Raw genomic sequence first — 19,385 nt, 5'->3', positions numbered from 1 at the left:
AGGACGTGCGATGGCGGCTTCCAGCCCTGAGGGGATTGGCCTGTCCGGCTGGGGCAACTATCCCAAAGTGCCGACCGACCTGCTGGCGCCGCAGACGCCCGCCGGCGCGCGCGACCAGCTGCTGGCGCGGACCGGCGTCATCGCGCGTGGAGCAGGCCGCGCCTATGGCGATGCGGCGATCGGCGCGCAATCCACGATCTCGTCGCGCGGCCTGAACCGGATGCGCAGCTTCGACGCTGCGACTGCCCAACTGACAGTGGAAGCCGGCGTAACCATCGCCGACATCCTGGCAGCCTTCGAGCCGCGGGGCTTCTTCCTCCAGGTCGTGCCGGGCACCAAATTCGTGACGGTCGGCGGTGCGATTGCGGCCGACGTCCATGGCAAGAACCATCATCGCGATGGCGGCTTCGGCACTATCGTCGAGTCGTTCCGCCTCGCGCTGCCGGGCGGCGAGATCGTCACCTGCTCACGCTCGGAGAACGCCGCGCTGTTCGCGGCGACGCTCGGCGGCATGGGCCTGACCGGCATGATCCTCGATGCGACGCTGCGGCTGCTGCCGATCGAGACCGGCTGGCTGCGGCAGGACACCCGCGTCGCCAGCAATCTCGACGCGGCGATCGATCAGCTGGAAGGCAGCGCATCGACCACCTATTCGGTGGCCTGGATCGATTGCCTCGCGCGCGGCACAGCGCTTGGACGGTCGCTGGTCTATCTGGCCGAGCACGCCACGCGCCGCGACAAGGATAGGCTCGGACCCGACCTCGAGCCGTTCCCGCGCCCACGCTACCAGCGGCTGTCGGTCCCGGAACTGTTTCCCGGATGGCTGCTCAACCGGGCGTCGATGCGGGCGTTCAACGAGCTGTACTTCCGCCGCGGCGCCGCGCATCAGGACGAACAGCGGCTGGTGCATTGGGACCCTTACTTCTTTCCGCTCGATGCGATCGCCGACTGGAACAGGATCTACGGGCGACGCGGTTTCGTGCAGTATCAGTGCGTGATCCCGCAAGGCCGCGCGCGTCCCGTTCTCGCCGAAATGCTGGATCGGGTCTCCCGGCGCGGCGATGCGTCGTTTCTTGCCGTGCTCAAGCAACTCGGCGAGGGCGGCGGGCCGATGTCGTTCCCGCTCCGCGGTTACACCCTGACAATGGATTTCCCCGTCACCGCCACGCTGTTCGCGTTTCTCGACCAGCTCGACGCGCTGGTGGTCGAGGCCGGCGGCCGGCTCTACCTCGCCAAGGACGCGCGCCAGTCGCGCACGACATTCGAATCCGGGTATCCCGGCCTCGCGGTCCTGCGGGATATCCGTCAGCAGACCGGCGCGAATACGCGCCTTGCATCCCACCTTTCAGCACGGCTTGGAATTTGATGACCGGCACAAGATCAATTCTGGTGATTGGCGGCAGCTCGGATATCGGGCATGCGACCGCGCTGCGCTACGCCAAGGAAGGCTGGCGCGTGATGCTCGCCGCCCGCGATTTCGAGGCGGCACGGCGCAATGCGGACGATATCGGGACGCGAAGCGGCGTCGAGACGTCGGTCCAGGCGCTGGACGTGCTGCAGACCGCGCAACTCGCCGGCTTCATCGCCGCCCTTCCCGTGCTTCCCGACTCCGTTGTGTGCGTCGTCGGAGAGCTCGGCGATCAGCCGCGGGCCCAGACCGATCCGGAGCTCGCGACGACGATCATGCGCACGAATTTCGAGGCGCCGAGCCTGCTGCTCGAACGGTTCGCGCAAGCCTTCGAGAAACGTGGCTCGGGAACCATCGTCGGGGTCAGCTCGGTCGCCGGCGACCGCGGCCGGGCCTCGAACTACTACTACGGCGCGGCCAAGGCCGGCTTCTCGCAATTCCTGTCCGGGCTGCGCAACCGCCTGGCGCTGGCGGGCAAGGTCCGCGTCATCACCGTCAAGCCCGGCTTCGTGCGCACCAAGATGACGGCGCATATGAAGCTGCCGGCGCCGCTCACCGTCGATCCGGATCGGGTCGCCGAGGATATCTTCCGGGCCGACGTCACGAAGCCGCGTGACGTGATCTACGTGGCGAGACGCTTTCAACTGGTGATGGCCGTGATCTGCGCGCTGCCGGAGGCGATCTTCAAGCGGATGCGCATCTGATGTCCGGCGTCGCCGCTGACCGCGCGCCGTTGCCGCGATCCGCCGCGATCTGGCGAAGCGTCCCGCTGCTGGCGGCATTGCTGTGGCTCGGCCTGTTCGCGGCGGCGCTGATATTCAGCGTCATACTCTGCGATGGCCGGTTCATCTTCGCGCTGGATGATCCCTACATCCATCTCGCCGTCGCCGATCACATCCGGTCCGGCGGTTACGGCGTCAACGCGTCCGAATACTCGTCGCCGAGCTCCTCGATCATCTGGCCCTATCTGCTGGTCGTGACCGAGGCGCTGCATCTCGGGGCATTTGGCCCGCTTTTGATCAACGCCGCGGCGGCGGCCGGCACGATCGTGGCCTTCTTGCGCATTCTCGAAACGGCGGGCCTGCTCGATCCCGTGCGCGGGAAGCCGCTCTGCGCCTTCGTCGCACTGCTGGCGATTCTCTCGTCGAGCGCGATCGCCTTGCCGTTGACCGGCATGGAGCACAGTGTTCACGTCTGGGCCACGGTCGCGACCTTCGGGGGTCTCACCGAGGCCGCGCGTGGGCGATCGCCGACCCCCGTGCATTTCATCGCGCTCGTGCTGCTGCCGCTCATTCGTTTCGAGGGCGCGGCCTTTGCGCTGGCGGCGATCGCGGGATTCGCGCTGCTCGGCCAGCGCCGCTTTGCAGGCGGGGCCGCCGTCGCGATCGCCTGCGCGTTCGCGGGATACTTCGCGCGGATGGCCTCGCTAGGTCTCCCGCTTCTGCCGAGCTCGGTGTTGCTCAAGTCGCATGTCGCCGAGACGGCGTATGAAGGAACCGCGGCGTTCGCTCCCATCCTGCACAATCTCGCCGCCAGCTTCGATGACCCCACCGGCTTCCGGTTGATGCTGCTCGGTCTTGCGCTTGCCTGCGCAATGTGGCCGCTGCGCTCGGATCGGGGCGCGCTGATCGTCTGCGCGACGGTGCTCGCCGCGATCGGCGCGCATCTCGCTTTTGGTCAGTATGGCTGGTTCTATCGATATGAAGTCTACGTCATGGCGCTCGCGGTGCTGGCCCTGCTCTATGCCGTGGCGCATGCCAGGACCCGCCTCAGCGCGCCGCAATGGACCGCCGCTACGCTCGTCAGCGTCGCATTGGCCGGCTTCGTCAGCGTGGGCTACGTCAGTGCCGCGCTGGAGACGCCGTTCGCCGCACGCGGCATCTACGAGCAGCATTATCAGCTGAGCCGGTTTGCCCAACAGCTCTACAGGGGGCCAGTCGCCGTCAATGATCTTGGGCTGGTCGCCTGGAAAGATCCGGACTTCGTGCTGGATCTCTGGGGGCTCGGTTCGGAGCGCGTGCGCAAGGCGAAGCTCGCCGACCGCTACGGTCCAGGCGAGATGGCCGCGCTCGCCGACGAGTACCATGTCGGCGTCGCCATGATCTACGACAGCTGGTTTCCAAAAGGCGTGCCGGCCGCCTGGAAGAAGGTCGCAACCCTGCACACAATTCCGGTCACGGGCGAGCAGGGCGATGTGGTGTTCTACATCACGCCGGCGGCGGATCCGAAGGTCGTTGCCAGCGCACTGAAGGCGTTTGGGCCGACGCTGCCGGCGCGGGATCGTCTTGAAATGAACGCGCAATGAGCGCTGCGTGGTGCCGTACGTTTCGTGATCCGATAGCGTGGCGGCTCAAACCCTCGCAAGCGGTCCCTGCGTCGGGACGGACCGCGGCGCTTCGGTTTTTGAGCGGCGCACGAGCAGGATCCCGACGATAAGCCCGATCAGTGGAATGATCATGAAGGCTCCGATCGAGAGCACGTCGAGCCACTGCATGTCCTTGTGGGAGGTCGCCATCTGCTCCGCCCGCACGTAGCCGAGGGCGCCGATCGGAATCGGCAGGAAATAAATCACGTCACGCTCCCACTCACGCGCGTTGGCGAGCAGCGACGGCAACAGCATGGCGAGACCAATGCCGAAGATCAGGAAGTCATAGTCGTAGGCATAGGGGCTGATGCACGGCGAGATGATTGCGGTCAGGCCAAGGCTCTCGCGCACCGGTATCTTTCGGTACACGGCGATGAGCACGATGCCGAGCGCGAGGACGGCAACGACGCCCTGGGCGAGAAATGATCCGAAGGCGGGCAGCCCCGCGGTTCTCAACGCCGCATAGCCGGAGATCATGCGATACAACGGATAATAGCCCTGCTCCAGGAAAGCCGACGAGTCGCGCACGCTCTGTAGAAGCGCGCTCCAGATCTGCGTGCCGAACACTGCCGTGCAGAGCGCCGAGCTGGCCAGCACGACGGCGGCGGCCGTGCCGACGACGACCCAGGAACGTCGCAGCACGGCGTAGACCGCGAACGCAATGGCGAGGTGCGGTTTGATGATCATGAGGCCGAGAGCGGCCCCGGCGACAACCGGTCGCTCCTCGAAGTAAAGGCAAACCAGCCCGATCAGCGCAGCCGTGAGGAAGCCGTTCTGGCCGCACGCCAGCGTAATTCCGATCGTCGGAAAGAAGACGATGAGGACCAGAACGAACTGGCTTCCGGCGATGCGGCGCAGCACGGCAAGGTAGAGCGTTAGCGTCGAGGTCGCGAACAGCAGGTAGGCGATCCCGACCGGAATCAGCGCGAATGGCGCCATCAACAGGCTGAATTGCGGGGGATAGGTCCAGGGCATCAGACTGTCGTGCCCGCCCGACGCCTCTCGCTGGATCACGAGGAGCTTCGCGAACTGGTAGGCTTGATCGACCGTGCCTTGCCACACCAGCTTTGCGACGATGTAGAAGGCATCGAAGTCGACCAGCTCGCGGTGCTGTCCGAGACCCAGCCGGGCGAACCACGCGGTCTTCAGGACAATGGCGATCGCCAGAAGGACGAAGATTCCCCTGACGTAAGCCGATCGCTTCGAGGCGGTCGATTGAATTGTTTCGAGGGTCGTTGCGAACATCAAGGCGGGCCCAGTTTCTGCAACGCAAGCTAGGTCGAATAGGTTAAACAGTCGAAAAATCGTACCGGAGAGGGTGGTTCGGCACCTCCCCCTGACTGCCGCGGACATGCCTCACGATCGGGCCGTTCGGGCGTCCTGGAACCGGGGCGGTATTTCGGTGTCAGGTCCCGGCCTGCGGCCGGATGCGACTTTCGCTGGACGCTCTGTCGGCGGCAGTGATAACGGCTGGGATGCCATCGCAGGACCCATCGTATGCCGAAACCTCCGCCCCCCTCCGCCAACCGCGGTCCTGGGCCGTCCCCGCTCCTGCAGCGCGCCGTGGTCGCCTTGCAGATGGGGCAGATCGTCGAAGCCGAGCGGCTGGCGGCCGAGGTCTTGAAGGCAAACCGCAACGATATCGGCGCAGCCTCGATCCTGGCGCGGGCGCTGATGATCCAGAACCGCAACGAGGAGGCGATCGCGCCGCTGGAGCGAGCGACCCGCCGCGTCGAGGATCCCGGCCTCGAAACCCTGCTCGGCGCAGCGCTCGGCGGCGCCGGCCGCCGCAGCGAGGCAATCGATGTCTTGCGGCGAACCACCGCGCGGCGGCCGCCGTACCTGCCCTCATTTCAGGCTCTGGCAGGGCAATTGCACGCGGACGGCCGCATCGACGAGGCGGTAGTCGTCATTGAGAGCGCGCTTGCTCTCGCGCCAGGCAGCCTCGAGTTTCAACTCCTGCTCGCGCAGTTGCTGCCCCAGCGCAATGAGCGCGGCCGGGCGCGCGCGATTCTGGAGAAGCTGCGCACGGCAGCGCCGGGGCATCCCGACGTCCTGGCCGCGCTCGCGCGCGTCCTGCTGCTCGATGGCGATTACGTTGGTGCCGCGGATCTCTACCGCCAGGTGGTGGCGCAACGTCCCGACGACCCATTGGCGCGTCTCAGCTTCTCCGCCAGTCTGCTGGAAATGGGCGACCGCGCGGCGGGCGAAGCGAATTTGCGCCTGGCGCTGCGCGGTCGGCCGCAAATGATCGGCCGTACGACCGCCGCGCTGAGCATGTCATCGCATGGCCGCTTCTTCTTCCGTCCCAGCGGGTTCAAGAAATTTCTGAGCTAGCGCGGTTTCGAGCATAGGGGACGGCTGTGCGACAAACTCCGTGTCGTCCCGACGAAGGCCGGGACGACGACGGGAAGGGTCCGCACCCACACCCGTTATCGCCGTGTGCGCTCGCCCGATCTATGACCTGAACTGGCGGCGATAGAGTCCGGGCTCGCGGGCCATCCTGGTGGACAAGTCCTGTGCGCGCGACGTTTCATCCGGCGTCATCGCAATTGTCTGCGCGACCCAGTTTTCGCGCTTCACCGGGTAGCATTGCGCGACCGGCGTGCCCTTGGGCAGGATGCCGCTGAAATTGGTGTCGTGCCAGCGTGCCGGGAAATGCACCCAGCCGTCGTGAAACAGGTCGCAATCGACCATGCCGGTCAGCGTGGTGAACGGCAGGTCGAACCGATTGACCGGATGCGTGAACATCACCGAGTAGCCCGGCGGCGCCTCGATGGTCCACAGATTGACGAACTTGACCACGAAGCGGTCGGGCTCGAACAGCGGGGAGCCGACCACCTGGCTTTCATCGTGGAATCCGACCGGCGAGCGCGGGAATTCGAGCATGCCCCCGGCCGGAAGGTCGTTGTCCCAAGTCATCTCGCCGTTCTCGACCTTGAGATCGCAGATCAGCGGCAACAGGAAACCCGACGTCATCGCATCGACGAATGGCGGGCAGCGCTTGACGGTGTCTTCTTCGCGATTGCTCATCGCATTGAACGCCTGCGTCGGCATCGCCTTGAGCCATCCGGGAAGTCCCAGTGATGCGGGCACCGGCGCCGGAATCTTGCCCTCGAGCTCCGCCGGGCAGCGGAATTTGAGCGTCATCGTTTCATTGTTGTTGGACACGGTAGTGGTCCTTGGTTCGTTCAGTGTCGGCAGCGCCCTTGCGCCAATCGGTGCTGATCTAGCACGCGATGACGTGACGGTGAAAGCAGCCGGCCCCGGCGCGTGGCGAACCACGGAATGGAGTCATAAGTTGTTGTTATCATGGCGGATAAGATAAGGCCTCAATTCGGTTCGTCAGTGTGCAAGAGTTTGCCGATAGGCATTGGCTTTCGCCGCTTGCCCGGCGCATCATGGTCGGTGTCGCTGACGACGGCATTTGCAGCACGCAACGGAGGGATCGATGGCCGAATCGAAGGTTGAGACCAACACCGCAGGGGCCGTGCCGGCGTCCGGCGACGGCGGCGGCGTCAGCGAGCTTGCCATCGCGACGGTCCGGACGGTGCCGATCGAGCAGGCGCAGTCCCGCACCGAGCACGACCTGCTCGGCGAGGACGATGTGCCGGCCAACGCGCTGTGGGGCATCCACACCAAGCGTGCGGTGATGAACTTTCCGATCACCGGCGTGCCGGTCGGCCATTTCCCGGAATTCGTCCGCGCGCTGGCGCTGGTGAAGCAGGCGGCGGCCCGCGCCAACAAGCGCCTCGGCTATCTCGCGCCGGAGAAGGCCGATGCGATCGACAGAGCCTGCACCGAGATCGCGACCGACAAGGTCTATGCCGAGTCCTTCGTCGTCGACGCGATCCAGGGCGGCGCCGGCACCTCCACCAACATGAACGCCAACGAGGTGATCGCCAACGTCGCGTTGCGGCTGATGGGCCGCAAGCCCGGCGACTATCACGCGCTGCATCCGAACGACGACGTCAACATGGCGCAGTCGACCAACGACGCCTATCCGACCGCGCTGCGGCTCGCGGTGATCTTCGCCACCCAGCCGCTGGTGCGCGCGCTCGACGACCTCGCCTATGCCTTCAAGGGCAAGGCGGTGGAATTCGCCGATGTGCTGAAGATGGGCCGCACCCAGCTTCAGGACGCGGTGCCGATGACGCTCGGCCAGGAGTTCGATGCCTTCCATGCCACCGTGAAGGAGGACGTCGCGCGGCTCAACGAGATCTCCTCGTTGTTCCGCGAGGTAAATCTCGGCGCCACCGCGATCGGCACCGGCATCAATGCCGATCCGCGCTATGCGGCGCTCGCGGTCGAGGAATTGTCGCGGCTCTCCGGCCAGCCGATGGTGCTGGCCTCCAACCTGATCGAGGCGACCTCCGATCTCGGCGCCTTCGTGCTGTTCTCCGGCGTGCTGAAGCGCGTCGCGGTCAAGGTATCGAAGATCTGCAACGACCTGCGCCTGCTGTCGTCGGGGCCGCGCACCGGCATCGGCGAGATCCGGCTGCCCGCGGTGCAGGCCGGCTCGTCGATCATGCCCGGCAAGGTCAACCCGGTGATCCCGGAGGTGGTCAACCAGGTCGCCTTCCTGGTGATCGGCCACGACCTGACGGTGACGATGTGCGCGGAGGGCGGCCAGCTCCAGCTCAACGCCTTCGAGCCGACCATCGGCTACTGCGTGCTGAGCTCGCTGCGCATGCTGACGGCGGCGATCGATACGCTGACCAAGCGCTGCGTCGACGGCATCGAGGCCGACCGCGAGCGCTGCCGCAGCCTGGTGCAAGGCTCGATCGGCCTGATCACGGCGCTGGCGCCGGCGCTCGGCTACGAGGCCTCGTCGCGCGTGGCACGCCGCGCGCTGAAGGAGAACCGCTCGGTCGCCGACATCGTGCTGGAGGAAAAGCTCCTGACCGAGGACCAGCTCAACCAACTGCTCGAGCTCGAGGCGATGACCCGCCCGGCGCGGCGGCAACCCGTGCCAAAGGGGTGAGGCGCGCGGTGAAGGCAGGCTGAACCGCGGCGATGCTGCCCTTCTCGTCCCGCTTGCGGGACCGCCGCGGTGCGTGCTGCCTAAATTTCGAAAACAACCCCATGCAAAGCAGCCGGCGGCCATCGCTGCTCGGTCAGGCGACTTGACGCGTCGGGCAAATCAGGGGTACATTTCCAGTATTCCGAAGTCCTGCACGCCGCCTCTCGCCAGCAATGGCGGCGCTATCGCGTACCGGCGCGATCTCTCCATGAGCGCGTGCTGCCCGGACATGCCCGGCCAGCACGGTGAACCCGTTGGCGAGACCTACAGCGTCTTGATGAACTCGATCAGGGCGCGGCGCTCGTCTTCCTTCAGCTCCGGTCCGATCACGCCGGTGCGCTTCTCGTTGGCGAATTCGTGGCCGGCATTGCTGTTGCCGCGTTTCCTGGTGTCGAGCGCGAACACGTTCTTGATCTTGTCGTCGGAGACATAGCCGAGATTCTTCGGGTCATACTCGCGGCTGCCGAGATAGACGATCGGGGGACGTTCCTGCACCGGGGACAGCAGCGCGTAGATGGTCGGGACCGACCCGTTGTGCAGATAGGGCGGGGTCGCCCAGATGCCGTTGAGGGGACGGACCTTGTAGGCGAGCGGCGCCTGGATCTCGTTCGGCCGGTAGCCGTTGATGCGCTTGCGATCCTCCGGCGGCGTCTTGTTCTGGTCGTACCAGTAGTCGACGGTCTTCTCGACCAGCTCGCCGAGCGCGGGCCCGAAGCCACCGTCCTTGATCCCCAGATTGGCCGGCGTCTCGACCGTGCGGCTCGCAAGGCCCTCGGCCTGCGCGCTGTCGGTGCCGATATGGCTGATCGGAATCATCTCGACGTCGAGCAGCGGCTGGCCGGCGTCGTTCTTGATCCAGCGCTTCTTGTCCTTGAACAGCGCGAAGGCCTCGCTCGCCGGCAGTGCCTTGCTGTCGATCGCGGGGCCGTGGCAGCCCTGGCAGTGCGCCTTGTAGAGCTCGCCGCCCTTCTTCGCGAGATCCATGTTGATCTGGCCCAGGATGTTCTCCGGCCATTTCGGCGATGCCAGCCCGCCAAAGCCCTTGTCCTCGCTCGGCGGCTCGCCGGCGATCATCCGCTCCATCTCGTGCAGCACGTCGATCCGTGCGCTCGACTTGTAAAGTCCCCTGGACTCGTCGAGCAGATTGAGCTCGGCGCTGACGCCGAGCGCCTCGCCGGCATTGCGCACCATCGGCTGCATGATCGAGCCGTCATACTGCACCCAGCTGAACCAAGGTGCGTTCCAGATCCGCGGGAAATGCACCGGCGCCGAATGCGAGGCGTAATTGTTCGGATTGTTGAGATCGATCGAGAACACCTGGTTGCCGATCCGGTTCAGCGCGTCGAGCCGCGTGTAACCTTCCTCGACGCTGTTGGCGGCGACCTTGTTCTCCAGCGCGTTGATATTGGCGTATTGCTTGAGCACGAGATCGAGCTGGCCGCGCAGCGCCATCCGCTCGTCGACGCTGGCATCCTTGCCGACGATCGCCTCGGCAAAGCGCGCGAAGCGGCCCGGCCAGAACCGGGTCAGCAGCAGCGAGACGCCGACGCTCTTCTGGAATTCGAACAGGTTGGTGTTGGCCGGGCCGCCGTCGATCACGATCTCGGTGCCGCGATAGCTGAGGCTTCCGGTGTGGCAGGCGGAGCAGGTCAGCCCGACGCCGTTCATGTCGGCCTTGCTGTGCGGATTGCGCCACGGCGCGCCGTTGGCATCCGCCATCGGGCCGCTCGGCGCGAAGCCGATCGGCAGCGGATCGGGCTTGCCCGGGATCACGGTGTCGGGAATGAAGCCGAAGCGGCCGAGATAATTGGTCTCGCTGAGCTTCGGTGCCGCGGTGAACAGCGGCCAGAGCGTCGGCTGCTCCAGCGCATTGAACCATTCAATCGGGATACCGAAAGTCCGCGTGCCCTGGTCGGCGTGGTAGAACCAGCGCAGCCGCTCGGCGGTGACATTCTGATCCAGCCAGACGGTCTTCGCCGGCGGCTGGTAGTCGACGACCTTGACGCGGAAGCCGCTCGCCAGCGTCTCGAGATCGTCCTTGAAGTAGAGGACGCCGGCGACAATCAGCAGGCCTATGATCACGATCGTCTTGCGAGGCATGCGCCCGTCCCCCAATTCGCGGTACCCGCGCGTCATATTGATGAGATATTAACAATCGTCAAAACGGATTCGCGCTAAACGTGTGGTGCGCTGTATGCCATCCTACAGTAGCGGTGTCAGGTCTACCAACGGAATGTTGCAAAGGAAATGTGGATTGGCTGTGAGCCAGTTCACTTGCGGCGCGACCGCCAGGGCGGCATTTGCGCGCATCGGGATCGGAGGGCTAGACATGGCGAAGCAACAAGTCGTCGAGATGTCATCTTGAACGCGTCAGGTCTCCAGCCGCTCACGATCACGGTCTCGGGCGACAGCACGGTGTCCGCGCTGCTGCTGCGACCGGCGCAGGCGCGCGCGGCCTATGTGTTCGCGCATGGCGCCGGCGCCGGCATGACGCACCCGTCGATGGCCGCGATATCGGAAGGGTTGGCGGAGCGCGGCATCGCGACGCTGCGCTATCAGTTTCCCTATATGGAGAAGGGCAGCAAGCGGCCCGATCCGCCCGCCGTCGCGCAGGCCACGGTGCGCGCCGCGGCGGCGGAGGCGGCGCGGCATTGCGGCGAACTGCCGCTGTTCGCCGGCGGCAAGTCGTTTGGCGGCCGCATGACCTCGCAGGCGCAGGCCAAGGCGCCGCTCGCCGGCGTACGCGGGCTGGTGTTCCTCGGCTTTCCGCTGCACCCCGCCGGCAAGCCGTCGAGCGAACGGGCTGCACACCTCGCCGAGGTCAAGATCCCGATGCTGTTCCTGCAAGGGACGCGCGACGCGCTGGCCGAGCTCGACCTGCTCGAGCCTGTGGTGAAGGGGCTGGGGAGCCGGGCGACGTTGCACCTGGTGCAGGAGGCCGATCACTCCTTCCATGTGCTGAAGCGCTCCGGCCGCACCGACCGCGAGGTGATGGCCGAGGTGCTCGATGCCTTCGCGGCATGGGTGGCGACACATTCGTGACGGACCGCGTTCCGCCTGTGACACTGCCCCGGATTGCGCTGCGCTGCATCCGGGCTACTAATCTTCGTCCATGACCAAGATCCTGATCGTCAATCCCAACACCACCGCGTCGATGACCGCGACCATCGCCACCGCGGCGCAGGCGGTTGCCGCTGATGGCACCGAGATCATGGCCGTCACGTCGGCGATGGGCCCCGCTTCGATCGAGGGCTTCTATGACGAGGCGTTCGCCATTCCCGGGCTGATCGAAGCGCTCCTGAAGACGCCGGATGCCGATGCCGGCATCATCGCCTGTTTCGACGACACCGGGCTCGACGCGGCGCGGTCGGCGGCGCGCTATCCGGTGGTCGGCATTTGCGAGGCGGCGCTGGTCACCGCCGGCCAGCTCGCCAGGCGGATCGGGATCGTCACCACGCTGCCGCGCTCGATCGTGCCGCTGGAGGAGCTGGTCCGCCGCTACGGCTTTGCCGATCGCGCCGCGGTCACCGCCTGCGATGTCGCGGTGCTCGATCTCGAAAAGCCGGGCTCCGGCGCGCGGGAGAAGCTACAGGCGGAAATCGCGCGAGCGCTGGAGAAGGGGGCCGATGCCATCGTGCTCGGTTGCGCCGGGATGGCCGACCTGGCCCAGGCGCTGTCGGTGCAGTTCGGCGTGCCGGTGGTCGACGGCGTGGCGGCCGCGGTGAAGCAGGCGGAGGCGCTCGCAGCCCTCAAGCTCACGACATCGCGCCGCGGCGCCTACGCGATGCCCGCGGCGAAAGCCTATTCCGGGCTGCTGGACAAGTTCGCGCCGCCTCTGAAAGAGCCGTAACAACGTCATTGCGAGCGAAGCGAAGCAATCCATCTCGCCGTTCGCGGATGAATGGATTGCTTCGTCGCTGTCGCTCCTCGCAATGACGATGGGGCCGTCAGCCTGACGCGGCGCCGCCATAGATCCGGTCGCGCAGGCGGCGCATGCCGGACAGCCAGCGTTCGCGGTTGGTGGCCTTGCGCTGCATGTATTCCTGCACCTGCGGATGCGAGAGAATCAGGAAACGCTCTTCAGCCATCGCCTCGATCACCATCCGCGCCACCTCGCCCGGTTGCAGCACGCCGTCGACGCGGGCCGCGCTCGGGCCCGGCGTGGTCATCCCGGTCTGTACCGATTGCGGGCAGAGCACGGAGACGCGGATGCCGCGATCGCCATACTGGATCGCCAGATGCTCCGCGAGCGCGACCGCGGCGCTCTTGGTGACGCCGTAGGGCATCGAGTTCAGCGAGGCCAACAGCCCTGCCGCAGACGCGGTGTTGAGCAGATAGCCGGAGCCGCGTGCCAGCATGCCCGGCACCAGCGCCCGCGCCGCGAACACGTGGCTCATCACATGCACGCGCCAGCTCACATCCCAGTCGGCATCGGATGCGGTTTCCTGTCCCTTGCGCGACAGCCCGGCATTGGAGAAGAACACGTCGACCGGCCCATATTTGTCCTCGGCGGCCGCGATCAGCGCCTTGATGTCCTCCTCGAGCCCGACGTCGGCGGTGACCGCGAGCCCGTCGATATCGCCGGCGACGCTGGCGAGCCGGTCGCGCGAGGTCTTCAGGTCGGCGACCACGACGCCGCGTGCGCCGGCCTCCGCATAGGCGCGCGCCACCGCTTCGCCGATCCCGCTGGCGCCGCCGGTGACGACGCAGACCTTGTCCTTGACGTGCATGGTTCGATGTCCCTGCTTGTTGTCGTGATGCCTGGATTGTCAGCCCTGATACAGGCCCTTGTCACGCGCCTTCTGGATCGCGAGCGCGGCCATCAGGTCGAGCATCGGGGTCGCAATATCAGCCGCGCGGGCGAACGCCGCCGGTGCGCGCACCAGCACGTCGATCTCCATGGCGCGGCCGAGCTCGCAATCCTGCAAGATCGAGGGCTTGTGGTCAGGCGCGGGTCCCGAGCGGGTGACGCGCTTGACCCCGGGGATATAGTGCGTCGCCACCGTGTTGGCCTCGTCGAGCAGCCGCGGGATCACGTCCTGCATGTCAGGATCGTCGCGGACGCCGCGCGCGGTCAGCCCGGTCAACAGGCAGAGCACCGACATCGTCATGTTGGTCAACAGCTTCGACCAGATCGTCTCGCGGATCTGCGTGACCTCGGGCGATTCGATCGCGGCCTCGTTCAACGCCGCGCGCAGCCGGGCGATGCGCTCGCTCCGGCGATCGTCGCATTCACCGATCAGGAGCCGATTTCGTTCCGGCGACAGGTTGGCCACGGTGCCGGGCGCGATCACCTCGTTGGAGGAGAAGATCACGCCGCCGATGATTCGCTCTTTCGGTATGGCGCGGCGCAAGCGCCCGCCGGGATCGAGGAAGCCGAGATCAGGAATGCTGGGATGCTGCGGCGGCGGGCCGAGATCGTACCACCAGGGAATGCCGTTCTGCGCGAACACGATTGCGGTGTCCCGCTCAAGCAGCGGTAACAACCCGCTGGCGAGCGCACTGACTCCGGTGGCCTTCAGCGTGCTGATGACGACGTCCTGCGGGCCGAGCTCGGCGGGATCGGCCGACGCCTTGACTTTCGCGGTGACGCTGCTGTCGCCGACCTTCAGCGTCAAGCCGTTGGTCCTGACCGCATCGAGATGGGGGCCTCGCATCACGCAGGACACCTCGTGGCCGGCGCGGGCCAGCCGGACCGCGAAGTGGCTGCCGACGGCGCCCGCGCCGAAAATGCAAATGCGCATGAGTGGAACTGGTCCTTGCAACGTGCCGCGTCAGTTTCCACAAGCGCGGGGCATCGCGCAACCCGTCATGCGCAAGGCGCGGTCGTGCGCGCCCGAAAGTGATGGATCAAGGCGGCCGCTCTCGTCATAGTGCCTGCCAAGAGCAATGCCGAGCCAGGGAGAAACGTCATGTCGGCCAGCCCAGTCCTGTGGAGCCTCGATGCGCGCGGGGTCGCGACCGTCACGCTGAACCGGCCCGAGGTCAACAATGCCTATGATGGCGCGTTGATCGCCGGCGTGCTCGCCGCGATCGACGATCTCTCGACCAAGCCGGTGCGCGTCGTCGTGCTCAAGGGCAACGGCAAGCATTTCCAGGCCGGCGCCGATTTGAAATGGATCAACGGCGTGCGGCCGAAATCGTCTGACGAGAACGAGACGGCGTCGCGAGCCACCTTCGAGGCGGTGCAGCGCCTCAACACGCTGCCGGTCCCGACCGTGGCGCTGGTGCAGGGCGGCTGCTTCGGCGGCGGCACCGGCGTGATCTCGGCCTGCGATATCGTGATCGCGGCCGACAACGCGCTGTTCTCGATCACCGAGGTGCGCTGGGGCCTGACGGCTGCGATCATCATCCCGCAGCTCTGCGACGCCATCGGCGTGCGCCAGGTACGCCGCTACGCCCTGACCGGCGAACGTTTCGGCGCCGAGGATGCACGGCGCATCGGCCTCGTTCATGAGGTGGTACCATTGGCCGATCTCGAAAGCGCCGGCGCCAAGGTCGTGGAACAGTTGCTCGGCAACGCGCCGGAGGCGATGGCCGAGACCAAGACGCTCGCGATGGAGAGCTCGTTCGGCGGCATGGCGGTGGACGATGCGGCCTACAAGCGTCTCGTCCATCTGCATTCGGCGAAGCGGCAGACCGCCGAGGCCGCCGAAGGGCTGGCCTCCTTTGCCGAGAAGCGCGCGGGCCGGTGGGGCGGCGGCAATTCGTAGGGCGGGTTAGCGTAGCGTAACCCGCCGTTCATACCGCGATAAGTTGGCGGATTACGCTTCGCTAATCCACCCTACAGATTCCGCCTCGCTCAGCAGCCGCGGCAGATGCCGCGCATGCTGCGATAGACCTCTTCGTCGTCACGGCGCATCTGCTGCAAGGAGTCGAACGTCTTCGATTGGCTCGATTGGGTGATCGACGGTTCGGGCTTGCGCCGGGCCGCCAGTTCCTCCTCTTGCCGATGGTAGCAGGCCTCGCGCTCCGCCTTGGCCTCGATGAAGCGGCACGTCTCGATCGCTGCCGCGGGCTGAGCGGCGATGATGAGACCGAGCGATACTGACAGCAGGAGTTTCAAGCAGGCGATCCTTTCGCATTGTTCTCGCAGGTCCGCATGCGAAGGCCAAGACCAGTGCCGGATTACAGCGGCTGCGACAGCGACTTCTTCAAAGTCTTCAGCAGTGCCTGCACCGCGGCAGCGTCGATGCGGCGTTCGGGAACGGCGGCTTTCACCCACAGTTCCGGAATCGGAAACTCGGCAAGGATCGGCTGCAACGCGCCGTCGCGCAGTGCGTCGGCGACCAGGTAATGCGACAGCAGCGCGATGCCGTTGCCGGCGATCGCACTCTGCGTCAGCACGCGGCCCTCGTTCGACGACAGGATCGGACGGACCTGGACATTGATCCGGCCGCGCGGCCCCTCGAACGGCCATTCCGGCCCCGTGGGCAGGAAGCTGAGGCAGCGGTGATCGACCAGATCGCGCGGATGTTTCGGCGTGCCGTTCTTCCTGAGATAGGCCGGCGCGGCGCACACGAGCCGCGGCAGCCGGCACAAGGGCTCGTCGACAACCCCGCCGAAGGAATGCGGGAAGGCGCCGATCGCGATGTCGAAACCTTCGGTCACCGGATCGACCGGGCGATCGATCATCACGATCTCGAGCTTCACGCTGCGGTTCTGTCGCTGGAAGACGGTGAAGGCATCGGCAAGCCGCGCCACCGTCAGCGAGGTCGGCGCCTTGACGCGGAGATGGTCGGAGAGGTCGCGCTGCTTCTCGCCCATCCGCGACAGCAGATCGCCGACATCGGCGACGACGCCGCGGGCGCGATGCACATATTGCTGACCGGCCTCGGTCAGCCGCAACTGGCGGGTCGAGCGGTGGAACAGCGCGGTGCCGATCCGCTCCTCGAGCTGGGTGACGCGCTTGGCGACGACCGAGGTTGCGACGTTCAGCTTGCGCGCGGCGGGGGAGAAGCCGCCGGCGTCGGCGGTGGCGAGGAAGGCTTCGAGATTGACCAGCGTATCCATCTGCCGTCCTTTAACTCATCTCTCGCCTTTCTCGATTCGCGAAAGCTGATTACATAATTTGGTGGATTGTACTGCAATCCGCATCAATTCATAGTCGGCCCAATCAACTTGTTCAGGGCGGAAATGATGCGAGCGAGCACGATCGAAGAACCTGCGCGGCAGGTCCCCCTCTATGGCGAATATGACGTGGTGGTGCTTGGCGGCGGCCCGGCCGGCATTGCAGCCGCGGTCGGCGCGGCGCGCGCCGGACGGCGGACGCTGTTGATCGAGCGCTACGGATTTCTCGGTGGCATGGGCACCGCGGCCGGCGTGACCAATTTCTGCGGTCTGCACGCCAACATCTTCGGCGAGATGCATCGGGTGGTGCAGGGCATCGCCTCCGACCTGCTGGCGCGGATCGACCGGCTCGGCGGGCTGAACGCGCCGCATCTGATCCTCGGCAAGATCCTTGCGCAGGCCTACGACACCGCAGCCTACAAGATCGCGGCCGACGACCTGCTGGCGCATCACAAGGTCGACATCCTGTTCCACGCGCTCGGCGCCGGCGTCGTGATGGATGGCGCGCATATCCGCGCGCTGATGGTGGAAACCAAGGCCGGCCGGCGCGCGGTGCGCGGTGGCATCTTCATCGATTGTTCCGGTGACGGCGATCTCGCGGTGTGGGCCGGCGCGCCCTACGAGGTCGGCGACAATGCGGGTGGCATGCTCTACCCCTCGATGATGTTCCGCCTCAACGGCATCGATCCGGCCAGGGCCGGCGATGCCTGGCGCACGATCCCGGCGCTGATGGCGGAGGCCGAGGCCGCCGGTACCCATACATTCCCGCGCAAATCCGCGATCGTGCGGCCGCAGAAGTCGCAGATCGAATGGCGGGTGAACTTCACCCAGGTGACGCGGGACGATGGCCGCGCCATTTCCGGCATCGATCCCGACGACATGACGCGCGGCGAGATCGAGGGCCGCCGCCAGGCGGTGGAGGCCTTTGCATTCCTGCGCACGGTGCCGGGCTTCGAGAACTCCTATATCGTCGATCTGCCGCCGCAGCTCGGTATCCGCGAGACCCGGCGCGTGATCGGCGGCTACATGCTCACAGGCGAGGACGTGCTGGGTTGCGCCTCGTTCGAGGATTCGATCGGCGTCAATGGCTGGCCGAAGGAATCGCATGTCGCGGGCGACGTGATCTTCGAGTTTCCGCCGATCCCGGACAGCCGCGGCTACAATGAGTTGCCGTACCGCATGCTGGTACCCGATGGCGTCGACAATCTCCTGGTCGCCGGCCGTTGCGCCTCGATGACCCATGAGGGGCAATCGGCGGCGCGCGTCTCCGGTGCCTGTTTCGTGATGGGCGAGGCGGCGGGAACCGCGGCGGCCTTGGCGCTGTCGGGCAACACGATTCCGCGCGACATTTCCGTCGAAAAGTTGCAACAACAGCTCGCGGCGCAGGGCGCGTTCATCGGGCGCGACCAAACCGTGCCTGATGGACTATAAGCGGAGTACAGGGATGAAGGGTTGGGCGCGGCTCGCACTCGCGGGCTTGCTGATGTGGGCCGCGAGCGGCATTGCGCGGGCCGACGACGTCCTCAAGGCGAAGATCGGCGTGCTGCGGCTGTCGTCCTCGGCGCCGGTGTTCATCGCGCAGGACAAGGGCTATTTCCGCGAAGCCGGGCTCGATGTCGAGCTGAAGTTCTTCGACGCGGCGCAGCCGATCGCGGTGGCGACCACCTCGGGCGATGTCGATGTCGGCATCACCGCCTTCACCGCGGGGCTCTACAATCTCGCCGGCAAGGGCACGCTGAAGGTGATCGGCGGCATGAGCCGCGAGAAGGCCGGCTATCCCTTGATCGGCTATTTCGCCAGCAACAATGCCTATGCGGCGGGCCTGAAGACGCCGAAGGATCTCGCCGGCAAGCGCGTGGCGGTGACCCAGGTCGGCTCCAGCTTCCATTACTCGCTCGGCCTGCTCGCCGACAAATACGGCTTCAAACTGTCCGATGTGAAGATCGTGCCGCTGCAATCGCTGTCGAACGCGGCGGCGGCGTTGAAGGGCGAGACGGTCGACGCCGCGCTGCTGCCGATCTCGACCGCGCGGACTTTGATGGATTCGGGCGGTGCGAAATTGCTCGGCTGGGTCGGCGACGAGACGCCGTGGCAGTTGGGGGCGATCTTCGCGTCGCCGAGGACGCTGACCCATGCGCAGCTGGTGACGAGGTTGCTCACCGCGCTGACCCGCGCCGATCACGACTATCACGACGTGATCCTGAGCGCGATCAAGGACGGCGTGGTGCCGATCAACGACAAGACGAGGCCGCTGCTCGAGATCATCGCCAAGTACACCAACCTGCCGGTCGAGCAGGTGGTCGGCAATTGCGCCTATGTCGATCCCGACGGCAAGCTCGACGTGAAGAACGTCGACAACCAGATCAAATGGCTGCAAGAGCAGGGCTTCGTCGACAAGGGCTTTGATGCGAACGCGATCATCGCCAAGGACTATGTGAAGGCGGATTGATGGTCGACGGCGCGCACCACTCTATCTCCGTCACCCTGAGGAGCCGCGCAGCGGCGTCTCGAAGGGTCGA

Annotated in this window: 17 protein-coding genes; 10 read left to right on the top strand and 7 right to left on the bottom strand. The window is 66.1% G+C overall.

The window, feature by feature from the left end:
* Positions 1-10: 10 nt before the first annotated feature.
* The 3 genes from B2W55_RS20995 to B2W55_RS20985 are packed head-to-tail and all read left to right on the top strand — an operon-like array spanning position 11 to position 3,713.
* Complete coding sequence (locus B2W55_RS20995) at positions 11-1,366, top strand: FAD-binding oxidoreductase (protein ID WP_029879499.1); 1,356 nt, start codon at positions 11-13, stop codon at positions 1,364-1,366.
* Positions 1,366-2,112, top strand: a complete 747-nt coding sequence (locus B2W55_RS20990; RefSeq protein WP_024582692.1) for an SDR family oxidoreductase — start codon at positions 1,366-1,368, stop codon at positions 2,110-2,112. Before B2W55_RS20995 ends, B2W55_RS20990 begins: the two co-directional genes overlap by 1 nt.
* Positions 2,112-3,713, top strand: a complete 1,602-nt coding sequence (locus B2W55_RS20985; RefSeq protein WP_024582693.1) for a hypothetical protein — start codon at positions 2,112-2,114, stop codon at positions 3,711-3,713. Before B2W55_RS20990 ends, B2W55_RS20985 begins: the two co-directional genes overlap by 1 nt.
* Positions 3,714-3,758: 45 nt before the next feature.
* Here B2W55_RS20985 and B2W55_RS20980 read toward each other — a convergent pair whose 3' ends face one another.
* Complete coding sequence (locus B2W55_RS20980; protein WP_244442256.1) at positions 3,759-5,126, bottom strand: glycosyltransferase family 87 protein; 1,368 nt, start codon at positions 5,124-5,126, stop codon at positions 3,759-3,761.
* A 210-nt stretch (positions 5,127-5,336) separates the two neighbouring features.
* On the opposite strand from B2W55_RS20980, the gene B2W55_RS20975 reads away from it, so the two are divergent.
* Positions 5,337-6,110 carry a tetratricopeptide repeat protein gene (locus tag B2W55_RS20975; RefSeq protein WP_244442257.1) on the top strand — a complete coding sequence of 258 codons (774 nt, stop codon included), beginning with the start codon at positions 5,337-5,339 and terminating at the stop codon, positions 6,108-6,110.
* A 120-nt stretch (positions 6,111-6,230) separates the two neighbouring features.
* Here the strand turns inward: B2W55_RS20975 and B2W55_RS20970 are convergent, their stop codons facing one another.
* Complete coding sequence (locus tag B2W55_RS20970; protein ID WP_029879500.1) at positions 6,231-6,923, bottom strand: hypothetical protein; 693 nt, start codon at positions 6,921-6,923, stop codon at positions 6,231-6,233.
* A gap of 301 nt (positions 6,924-7,224) precedes the next feature.
* Between B2W55_RS20970 and B2W55_RS20965 the strand changes: the two genes are divergently transcribed.
* Complete coding sequence (locus tag B2W55_RS20965; RefSeq protein ID WP_024582697.1) at positions 7,225-8,757, top strand: aspartate ammonia-lyase; 1,533 nt, start codon at positions 7,225-7,227, stop codon at positions 8,755-8,757.
* A 303-nt stretch (positions 8,758-9,060) separates the two neighbouring features.
* On the opposite strand, the gene B2W55_RS20960 is transcribed toward B2W55_RS20965, so the two are convergent.
* The gene (locus tag B2W55_RS20960; protein WP_024582698.1) at positions 9,061-10,896 is read right to left on the bottom strand and encodes a c-type cytochrome; all 1,836 of its coding nucleotides are present in this window, start codon (positions 10,894-10,896) and stop codon (positions 9,061-9,063) included.
* Positions 10,897-11,157: 261 nt separating this feature from the next.
* Between B2W55_RS20960 and B2W55_RS20955 the strand changes: the two genes are divergently transcribed.
* Together B2W55_RS20955 and B2W55_RS20950 are read left to right on the top strand one after the other, a co-directional pair.
* The gene (locus B2W55_RS20955; RefSeq protein ID WP_024582699.1) at positions 11,158-11,838 is read left to right on the top strand and encodes an alpha/beta family hydrolase; all 681 of its coding nucleotides are present in this window, start codon (positions 11,158-11,160) and stop codon (positions 11,836-11,838) included.
* A 70-nt stretch (positions 11,839-11,908) separates the two neighbouring features.
* Positions 11,909-12,646, top strand: coding sequence for an aspartate/glutamate racemase family protein (locus B2W55_RS20950; protein WP_024582700.1), 738 nt, complete (start codon positions 11,909-11,911; stop codon positions 12,644-12,646).
* Positions 12,647-12,743: 97 nt separating this feature from the next.
* Here B2W55_RS20950 and B2W55_RS20945 read toward each other — a convergent pair whose 3' ends face one another.
* Positions 12,744-13,526: an SDR family oxidoreductase gene (locus B2W55_RS20945; protein ID WP_024582701.1), complete on the bottom strand. Its 783-nt coding sequence runs from the start codon at positions 13,524-13,526 to the stop codon at positions 12,744-12,746.
* A gap of 39 nt (positions 13,527-13,565) precedes the next feature.
* Positions 13,566-14,540 (bottom strand): 2-dehydropantoate 2-reductase, encoded by a 975-nt coding sequence (locus B2W55_RS20940; protein WP_024582702.1) that lies wholly within the window; start codon positions 14,538-14,540, stop codon positions 13,566-13,568.
* A 168-nt stretch (positions 14,541-14,708) separates the two neighbouring features.
* Here B2W55_RS20940 and B2W55_RS20935 point away from each other — a divergent pair, with 168 nt between their 5' ends.
* Complete coding sequence (locus tag B2W55_RS20935; RefSeq protein ID WP_024582703.1) at positions 14,709-15,509, top strand: enoyl-CoA hydratase-related protein; 801 nt, start codon at positions 14,709-14,711, stop codon at positions 15,507-15,509.
* Positions 15,510-15,598: 89 nt separating this feature from the next.
* On the opposite strand, the gene B2W55_RS20930 is transcribed toward B2W55_RS20935, so the two are convergent.
* Together B2W55_RS20930 and B2W55_RS20925 are read right to left on the bottom strand one after the other, a co-directional pair.
* Positions 15,599-15,862, bottom strand: a complete 264-nt coding sequence (locus B2W55_RS20930; protein ID WP_024582704.1) for a hypothetical protein — start codon at positions 15,860-15,862, stop codon at positions 15,599-15,601.
* Between the two features lie 62 nt (positions 15,863-15,924).
* On the bottom strand, positions 15,925-16,809 hold the full coding sequence (locus B2W55_RS20925; RefSeq protein ID WP_024582705.1) for a LysR family transcriptional regulator: 885 nt from the start codon (positions 16,807-16,809) through the stop codon (positions 15,925-15,927).
* A 126-nt stretch (positions 16,810-16,935) separates the two neighbouring features.
* Here B2W55_RS20925 and B2W55_RS20920 point away from each other — a divergent pair, with 126 nt between their 5' ends.
* On the top strand, positions 16,936-18,297 hold the full coding sequence (locus B2W55_RS20920; protein WP_024582706.1) for an FAD-dependent oxidoreductase: 1,362 nt from the start codon (positions 16,936-16,938) through the stop codon (positions 18,295-18,297).
* Between the two features lie 13 nt (positions 18,298-18,310).
* The gene (locus tag B2W55_RS20915) at positions 18,311-19,315 is read left to right on the top strand and encodes an ABC transporter substrate-binding protein (RefSeq protein WP_024582707.1); all 1,005 of its coding nucleotides are present in this window, start codon (positions 18,311-18,313) and stop codon (positions 19,313-19,315) included.
* The last annotated feature ends 70 nt before the right edge of the window (positions 19,316-19,385 follow it).

Origin of the sequence: Bradyrhizobium sp. UBA2491, from assembly GCF_002341725.1 — a bacterium.
Classification (GTDB): domain Bacteria; phylum Pseudomonadota; class Alphaproteobacteria; order Rhizobiales; family Xanthobacteraceae; genus Bradyrhizobium.
The sequence above is the reverse complement of the archived record's forward strand: the minus strand, read 5'-3'. Positions and strand labels throughout refer to the sequence as shown.

Coding starts and splice junctions, on each gene's coding strand:
- B2W55_RS20945 (WP_024582701.1), bottom strand. CDS start 13,526: ATGCACGTCAAGGACAAGGTCTGCGTCGTCACCGGCGGCGCCAGCGGG.
- B2W55_RS20985 (WP_024582693.1), top strand. CDS start 2,112: ATGTCCGGCGTCGCCGCTGACCGCGCGCCGTTGCCGCGATCCGCCGCG.
- B2W55_RS20970 (WP_029879500.1), bottom strand. CDS start 6,923: ATGACGCTCAAATTCCGCTGCCCGGCGGAGCTCGAGGGCAAGATTCCG.
- B2W55_RS20990 (WP_024582692.1), top strand. CDS start 1,366: ATGACCGGCACAAGATCAATTCTGGTGATTGGCGGCAGCTCGGATATC.
- B2W55_RS20925 (WP_024582705.1), bottom strand. CDS start 16,809: ATGGATACGCTGGTCAATCTCGAAGCCTTCCTCGCCACCGCCGACGCC.
- B2W55_RS20950 (WP_024582700.1), top strand. CDS start 11,909: ATGACCAAGATCCTGATCGTCAATCCCAACACCACCGCGTCGATGACC.
- B2W55_RS20935 (WP_024582703.1), top strand. CDS start 14,709: ATGTCGGCCAGCCCAGTCCTGTGGAGCCTCGATGCGCGCGGGGTCGCG.
- B2W55_RS20960 (WP_024582698.1), bottom strand. CDS start 10,896: ATGCCTCGCAAGACGATCGTGATCATAGGCCTGCTGATTGTCGCCGGC.
- B2W55_RS20980 (WP_244442256.1), bottom strand. CDS start 5,126: ATGTCCGCGGCAGTCAGGGGGAGGTGCCGAACCACCCTCTCCGGTACG.
- B2W55_RS20995 (WP_029879499.1), top strand. CDS start 11: ATGGCGGCTTCCAGCCCTGAGGGGATTGGCCTGTCCGGCTGGGGCAAC.
- B2W55_RS20920 (WP_024582706.1), top strand. CDS start 16,936: ATGCGAGCGAGCACGATCGAAGAACCTGCGCGGCAGGTCCCCCTCTAT.
- B2W55_RS20915 (WP_024582707.1), top strand. CDS start 18,311: ATGAAGGGTTGGGCGCGGCTCGCACTCGCGGGCTTGCTGATGTGGGCC.
- B2W55_RS20965 (WP_024582697.1), top strand. CDS start 7,225: ATGGCCGAATCGAAGGTTGAGACCAACACCGCAGGGGCCGTGCCGGCG.
- B2W55_RS20940 (WP_024582702.1), bottom strand. CDS start 14,540: ATGCGCATTTGCATTTTCGGCGCGGGCGCCGTCGGCAGCCACTTCGCG.